This window comes from Ameyamaea chiangmaiensis (genome assembly GCF_013376175.1).
Lineage (GTDB): Bacteria > Pseudomonadota > Alphaproteobacteria > Acetobacterales > Acetobacteraceae > Ameyamaea > Ameyamaea chiangmaiensis.
On sequence record NZ_JABXXR010000143.1, the window covers coordinates 1 to 6,874 of the forward strand.

Consider the following 6,874-nt stretch of genomic DNA (forward strand, 5'->3'; position numbering starts at 1 on the left):
GCGATACGCGGCGTGCCGCGCGACCGGCGGGCGATTTCCTCCGCGCCCTCGTCCGTCAGGGCAAGGCCGAGTTTGCGGGCGCCGCGTGTGACGATCTGGCGCAGTTCCTCGGACGTGTAGAACACCAGCCGCAGCGGGATGCCGAACCGGTCGCGCAGCGGCGTCGCCAGAAGGCCCGCACGCGTGGTCGCCGCCACCAGTGTGAAGGGTGCCAGATCGATCCGCACCGAGCGCGCGGCGGGCCCCTCGCCGATGATCAGGTCAAGCTGGAAATCCTCCATCGCCGGATAGAGCACTTCCTCGATCGCGGGCTGAAGGCGATGGATTTCGTCGATGAACAGGACGTCGCGCGGCTGCAGGTTCGTCAGGATCGCGGCCAGATCGCCCGCGCGCTGGATCACCGGGCCGGACGTCGCCCGAAACCCCACGCCCAGTTCGCGCGCCACGATCTGCGCCAGTGTGGTTTTGCCCAGCCCCGGCGGCCCGTGCAGCAGCACATGATCCAGCGCCTCGCCCCGTCCCCGCGCGGCGGCGATGAAGATCGCCAGATTCTCGCGGCTGGCCTTCTGGCCGGTGAAATCGTCCAGCGTCTGCGGCCGCAGCGCCGCCTCGGCCGCGTCCTCGGGCATCCGGGCCGGGTCGAGGGTCCGGTCGTCCGTACTCATCGGGCCAGTTCCTTCAGGCTTTCGCGCAGCACGGTATCAAGGCTCGCGGTGCCGTCGGTGGCCGCCAGAATCCGTGTCACCACCGGATAGGCTTCGGCGCGGCGAAAGCCCAGGCCCGCGAGTGCCAGCAGCGCATCGTGCTCGACCCCGCCGCCGACCGCCGTCGACGGCAGCGTGGTACCACCCGGGCCGGCCGGCATCCGGCCCACCTTGTCGCGCAATTCGGACAGGATGCGTTCGGCCAGTCGACCACCCACACCCGGCGCGCGTGTCAGTGTCGCCTTGTCGCCCGAGGCGATGGCCGATGTCAGCTCCCCCGGCGCCACGGTGGACAGCAGGCCCAGGGCCACCTTGGCGCCCACACCCTGCACGGTGGTCAGCAGCCGGAACCAGTCGCGCTCCTGCGCATCCGCGAAGCCGTAGAGAAGGATCGCATCCTCGCGCACCACCGTCTCGACCAGCACCCGCGCCAGTTCTGGCGGATGCGGCAGCGCGGCCAGCGTGCGGGTGGAGGCCTGCACCAGATACCCCACGCCCTGCACGTCGATCACGCAGCGATCGGTTTCGGTCTGGGCCAGAAGGCCGCGCAGCAGGGCGATCATGCCATGCGCGTCCCGCCGGCCACGCGCTGCGCGCTGGCGCGGTGGTGGGCGTGGCAGATCGCCACCGCCAGTGCGTCGGACGCGTCGGCACGCCGGATCGTCGCGCCGGGCAGCAGGCGTCGGACCATCATCTCCACCTGTTCCTTGGTCGCGGCACCGGTGCCGACCACCGCCCGCTTGACCGCCATCGCACCATATTCGGAAACCGGCAGCCCCGATATGGCCGGCACCAGCAACGCGATCCCGCGCGCATAGCCGAGCTTGAGCGTCGAGGCGCCGTTACGGTTGACGTAGGTCTCCTCGACCGCCGCCTCCACCGGTTTTCTCTGGTCGATCAGGTCGATCAGCGCATCGTGCAGGGTGCGCAGCCGTTCGGGCACGCTGGCGTCGCCGTCGGTGGCGATCACCCCGTCGGCGACATGGCACAGCCGGTTGCCGTCCACGTCGATCACGCCCCAGCCGGTGAAGCGCAGGCCGGGATCGATGCCGAGCAGCCGGATCATGCGGCCGGGGGGCATGCCGCCGTTCAGGCCGAGAGCTTTTCGGCCACGTCGTCCGGCAGGTCGAAATTGGCGTAGACGTTCTGCACGTCGTCGTTCTCGTCGAGCACGTCGAGCAGCTTGAGCACGCTGCGGGCCTTGTCCTCGTCCAGTGTCACGACCGTACCGGGACGCCAGTCGAGCCTGGCCGAATCGGGCTCGCCGAACCGGGAGTCCAGCGCATCGCGAACGGCGAAGAACGCGTCCGGCTCGCACGTGATCTCGTGCCGTTCGGCGGTGGTCTCGACATTGTCCGCCCCGGCCTCGATCGCGGCGTCGAGCATGTCTTCCTCCGACGCCCTGTCCAGCGGATAGGCAATGAGGCCCACCCGCGTGAACATGAACGAGACCGAGTTCGTCTCGCCCAGCGAGCCCCCGTGCTTGGAGAACGCGGCGCGCACGTCCGAGGCGGTGCGGTTGCGGTTGTCGGTCAGGGCCTCGACGATCACCGCGACGCCCGCCGGGCCATAGCCCTCGTAGCGCATCTCCACGTAGTCATCCCCGCCGGCGGCGCCGCTTGCCTTGCGGATGGCGCGCTCGACCGTGTCCTTGGGCATGTTGACCTCGCGCGCGGCAATGATCGCGGCGCGCAGGCGAGGGTTGGAGGTGGGGTCCGGCAGGCCGGAGCGCACGGCGACGGTGATCTCGCGGATGACCTTGGCGAATTGCTTCGCGCGCCGGGCGTCCTGCGCGCCCTTGCGGTGCATGATGTTCTTGAATTGCGAATGACCAGCCATCGTCCGTCTACCGTCTCTATCGTCTGTCAGCCCGGGTGTCTCTGCCGCCGTGGGGACGGCTCAGGTCAGCCGCCCGTGGCAGTGCTTGAATTTCCGGCCGGAGCCGCAGGGGCACAGGCCGTTGCGTGGTGTCTCGCCCCAACTCGTGGGATCGGTCTCCAGGATCGCCGCGCCGCCGATCGGCGTTGCAAGCGCCGGATCGGCGCCGTCGGCCAGAACCGGGGCAGGTTCGGGCTCCAGCCCCGGCACGTGCGGATCGGCATGCAGCTCGGCCGTGTTCGCAAAGGGTGACGGGGTCGGCTGTTCCAGCGGCGGCGCCAGTTCGACGCGCGAGACCAGCATCGTCACGCGCTCGCGCATTTCGTCGAGCATCAGCGTGAACAGCTTGAAGGCTTCGTGCTTGTATTCGTTCAGCGGATCCTTCTGGCCATAGGCGCGCAGGCCGATGCCCTGACGCAGCTGGTCGAGCATCAGCAGATGCTCCTTCCAGACCGCGTCGAACGTGGTCAGCAGGATCTGTTTTTCGATGTAGCGCATGATCGAGGGGCCGAAATTGGCCGCCTTGGCTGCCATCGCCTGCGCGGCGGCGGCGCGGATGCGGTTCTCGACCTCCTCGGCGTCCATCCCGTCCTCGCGCGCCCAGTCGGCGATCGGCAGGTCGAGATTGAGGACACGCTGGATCTCGGCGGCCAGTTCCGTGCTCTGCCACTGTTCGGCGAAGCTTTTTTCGGGGATGCGGGCCTCGACCATGGCGGCGATCACGCCGTCGCGCATCTCGGCGATCGTCTCGGCCAGATCCTCGGCGGCCATGTATTCCCGGCGCTGGGCATAGACCTCCTTGCGCTGGTCGTTCATGACGTCGTCGTATTTCAGCGTATTCTTGCGCATGTCGAAGTTGCGCGCCTCGACCTTTTTCTGCGCTTTTTCAAGGGCCTTGTTGATCCACGGATGGACGATCGCCTCGCCCTCCTTCAGCCCCATCTTCTGCAGCATGCCGCCCATCCGGTCGGAGCCGAAGATGCGCATCAGATCGTCCTCGAGCGACAGGAAAAAGCGCGAATTGCCCGGATCGCCCTGTCGGCCGGAGCGGCCGCGCAACTGGTTGTCGATACGGCGGCTTTCATGCCGCTCGGTGCCGATGACGTACAGGCCGCCCGACGCCTTCACCACGTCATGGTCACGGGCAATCCGCTCGCGCAGCGCCTCGGTTGCGGTGGTGCGTTCGGCTTCGTCCTCGATCTGCTCGTGGATTTCGCGCGTCAGCATCTCGAGATTGCCGCCGAGCTTGATGTCGGTGCCGCGGCCGGCCATGTTCGTGGCGATCGTGATCGCGCCCGGCGCGCCGGCCTGCGCGACGATCGACGCCTCCATCTCGTGGAAGCGCGCATTGAGCACCTTGTGCTCGACCCCCTGCTGCTTGAGCAAGTCGGACAGGTATTCGCTCTTTTCGATCGAGGTCGTGCCGACCAGGACCGGCTGGCCCTTCTGCGAGACTTCGGCGATCAGGCGGCCGACGGCCTCGTATTTCTCACGCGCGCTGAGATAGACCTCGTCATCGGCGTCCTTGCGCGCGACGGGCAGGTTGGTCGGCACCTCGACGACGTCGAGCTTGTAGATCTCGGCGAATTCGTCGGCCTCGGTCATCGCGGTCCCGGTCATGCCCGACAGCTTGGGATAGAGGCGGAAATAATTCTGGAAGGTGATCGAGGCCAGCGTCTGGTTTTCCTGCTGGATCTCGACGTGTTCCTTGGCCTCCAGCGCCTGGTGCAGCCCATCGGAATAACGGCGCCCGTCCATCATGCGGCCCGTGAACTCATCGATGATGATCACCTTGCCGCCACGCACGATATAATCGACGTCGCGGGTGAACAGCGTATGAGCGCGCAGCGACTGCTGGACGTGATGCACGACGGCGATGTTGTGCACATCATACAGACCGCCTTCGGTCAGAACCCCGGCCTCGGACAGCATCTCCTCGACGCGTTCGGAGCCGGTTTCGGTCAGGATGACGGTGCGGAATTTCTCGTCCTTGTCGAACAGGTCGGGCATCTTGACCAGTTCGGCGATCACCGCGTCGACCGAGCGATAGAGGTCCGAGCTGTCTTCGGCGGGGCCCGAGATGATCAGTGGCGTTCGCGCCTCGTCGATCAGGATCGAGTCGACCTCGTCCACGATGGCGTGGTGGAACGGCCGCTGGACCATGTCCTCCAGCCGGTATTTCATGTTGTCGCGCAGGTAGTCGAAGCCGAACTCGTTGTTCGTGCCGTAGGTGATGTCGGCGGCATAGGCGGCGCGGCGCTCGTCGTCGCCCATGTTGGGCACGATGGTGCCGGTGGTCAGGCCGAGAAAACCGTACAGATGGCTCATTTCCTCGGCGTCGCGTCGGGCGAGATAGTCGTTGACCGTCACGACGTGCACGCCGCGGCCGGCCAGGGCGCTGAGATACACGGCCAGTGTCGCGACCAGCGTCTTGCCCTCGCCGGTCCGCATTTCGGCGATCCGCCCGTCATGGAGGACCATACCGCCGATCAGCTGCACGTCGAAATGGCGCTTACCGAACACCCGGCGCGATGCCTCGCGCACGGTGGCGAAGGCCTCGGGCAGCAGGGCGTCGAGCGTCTCGCCCCGTGCCAGGCGTTCGCGGAATTCGACCGTTTTCGCGGCCAGTCGCGCGTCGTCGAGGGTCTGCAGCGCGGATTCCAGCGCGTTGATGTCGGGCACGCGCCGCTGATACGCCTTGAGCGAGCGGTCGTTTGCGGTTCCGAACAGGGCGCGGGCAAGCGATGCGAACATGAAAACCTTCCAGGGGCGGGGCGCGTCTGTGGCAGTTTTGCGCGGCACATGAGATAGGCCCCGTGCCTGCGACGGTCAACCGAAGGGCGTGCCGGGCGTGTCGTTTTGCGGCCGGCCACCGATGCGGGCGCATCGGACGGGCGTGGCGCTGGGCGGTCTGTTACGGTGGTGTCATCAAGGGTTTTTCCGGGCCTCCGGCCCTTGCCTGGGGGGGCGGCCTTCGTCATGATGCGCCGCTTTCGCTCTTCTCTCCTTGATGGGGTTGCATCTCTCATGCGGCTTTTCCGCTCTGTTCCTGTTCTCGGCGCCGTTCTGATGGCGTCGCCGGCCCTCGCGGCCCCGGCTTCTCCCGCGGCATCGCCCGCCCCGGCCGCGTCCGCCGCGGCGGCGGCTCCTGCCAATGCGAACCCGCTGGTCGCGACCGTCGACGGGCAGAAGGTCTATCTCGACGATGTGCGTGAGGCCGCGTCGGGCATGCCCCAGCAGCTGCGTCAGCTGCCGCCGAACACGATCTTCCCGATGCTGCTGAACCAGATCGTCGACCAGAAGGCGATCCAGATTCAGGCCGCCAAGGAAGGTCTGCAGAACAAGCCTGACGTCAAGGCGCTGATGGATCGTGCCGCAGCCGGCGCGTTGCAGAACGCCTATCTGTCGGAAAAGGTCGCGCCGACCCTGACCGATGCGGCGATTCAGGACTATTACAACAAGAACTACGCCAACAAGCCGGCCGAGACCGAGGTGCACGCGCGCCATATTCTGGTCAAGACCGAGGCCGAGGCGCAGGACGTCATCAAGAAGCTCAAGGGTGGTGCGGATTTCGCCACGCTGGCCAAGCAGCTGTCGACCGACACGGGCAGCGCGCAGCAGAACGGTGGCGATCTGGGCTGGTTCAAGAAGGGCGACATGCTGCCGGAATTCTCGGCCGCCGCCTTTGCCATGAAGCCCAACGAGATCAGCCAGACCCCCGTTCACAGCCAGTATGGCTGGCACGTGATCCAGGTCCTTGGCACCCGTCAGGCGCCGGTTCCCACGCTGGACTCCGTGCGTGACGATATCCGCCAGAAGCTGATCCAGCAGGGCGTCCGCGCCGCTGTCGAGGCCGCCGTGGCCAAGGTGAAGGTCGTCCACTACGACCCGAGCGGCAAGCCCGTCTCCGACGCGCCGGCCCCTGCGGCCCCGGCCGCGAAGAAGTAAAACCCCTCCCCGGCCGCCGCGCGTGGCCGGGGTCTGTTTCCACGCGGCGTCGTCAAGGAGCAGCGCGCGACCATGGCCAGAACGATCCCCCTCTCTCCCCTGGCGCGCGAGCTTCCGGCCCTGACGACGATCCGCGGGGTCCGCCTTGGCGCGGCCGAGGCCGGGATCCGCTATCGCGGTCGAACCGATCTGGTGATGGCCGAGTTCGTGGAGGGCACGTCCGTCGCGGGCGTCTTCACGCGCAGCAAGTGCCCCGGGGCGCCGGTCGACTGGTGCCGTGCGGCATTGCCGGGCGGCCGGGCGCGCGCGCTGGTGGTCAATGCCGGCAACGCGAATGTCTTCAC

The 6,874-nt window shown here is 67.3% G+C and carries 7 protein-coding genes; 2 read left to right on the forward strand and 5 right to left on the reverse strand.

The window, feature by feature from the left end:
- The 5 genes from ruvB to secA form a co-directional block, all read right to left on the reverse strand.
- Positions 1-665: Holliday junction branch migration DNA helicase RuvB (gene ruvB, locus HUK82_RS13340; protein ID WP_176614427.1), on the reverse strand; the 665-nt coding region annotated here is incomplete at its 3' end.
- Positions 662-1,267, reverse strand: a complete 606-nt coding sequence (gene ruvA / locus HUK82_RS13345; RefSeq protein WP_176614428.1) for a Holliday junction branch migration protein RuvA — start codon at positions 1,265-1,267, stop codon at positions 662-664. The genes ruvA and ruvB, both read right to left, overlap by 4 nt.
- Positions 1,264-1,770 carry a crossover junction endodeoxyribonuclease RuvC gene (ruvC, locus tag HUK82_RS13350; protein WP_176614433.1) on the reverse strand — a complete coding sequence of 169 codons (507 nt, stop codon included), beginning with the start codon at positions 1,768-1,770 and terminating at the stop codon, positions 1,264-1,266. Before ruvC ends, ruvA begins: the two co-directional genes overlap by 4 nt.
- Positions 1,771-1,793: 23 nt before the next feature.
- A complete protein-coding gene (locus HUK82_RS13355; protein ID WP_176614429.1) occupies positions 1,794-2,543 on the reverse strand; it encodes a YebC/PmpR family DNA-binding transcriptional regulator in 750 nt (249 codons plus the stop codon).
- A 60-nt stretch (positions 2,544-2,603) separates the two neighbouring features.
- Positions 2,604-5,336 carry a preprotein translocase subunit SecA gene (secA, locus tag HUK82_RS13360; RefSeq protein WP_176614430.1) on the reverse strand — a complete coding sequence of 911 codons (2,733 nt, stop codon included), beginning with the start codon at positions 5,334-5,336 and terminating at the stop codon, positions 2,604-2,606.
- A 315-nt stretch (positions 5,337-5,651) separates the two neighbouring features.
- On the opposite strand from secA, the gene HUK82_RS13365 reads away from it, so the two are divergent.
- Together HUK82_RS13365 and HUK82_RS13370 are read left to right on the forward strand one after the other, a co-directional pair.
- Positions 5,652-6,530, forward strand: a complete 879-nt coding sequence (locus HUK82_RS13365) for a peptidylprolyl isomerase (RefSeq protein WP_246495235.1) — start codon at positions 5,652-5,654, stop codon at positions 6,528-6,530.
- Positions 6,531-6,602: 72 nt separating this feature from the next.
- Positions 6,603-6,874, forward strand: a 272-nt coding sequence (locus HUK82_RS13370; RefSeq protein WP_176614432.1) for a bifunctional ornithine acetyltransferase/N-acetylglutamate synthase, incomplete at its 3' end; no start/stop codon positions are given.

What these genes read in the sequence shown, in the direction of transcription:
- HUK82_RS13355 (WP_176614429.1), bottom strand. Translation starts at nt 2,543, where the DNA reads ATGGCTGGTCATTCGCAATTCAAGAACATCATGCACCGCAAGGGCGCG.
- ruvC (WP_176614433.1), bottom strand. Translation starts at nt 1,770, where the DNA reads ATGATCCGGCTGCTCGGCATCGATCCCGGCCTGCGCTTCACCGGCTGG.
- ruvA (WP_176614428.1), bottom strand. Translation starts at nt 1,267, where the DNA reads ATGATCGCCCTGCTGCGCGGCCTTCTGGCCCAGACCGAAACCGATCGC.
- HUK82_RS13365 (WP_246495235.1), top strand. Translation starts at nt 5,652, where the DNA reads ATGGCGTCGCCGGCCCTCGCGGCCCCGGCTTCTCCCGCGGCATCGCCC.
- secA (WP_176614430.1), bottom strand. Translation starts at nt 5,336, where the DNA reads ATGTTCGCATCGCTTGCCCGCGCCCTGTTCGGAACCGCAAACGACCGC.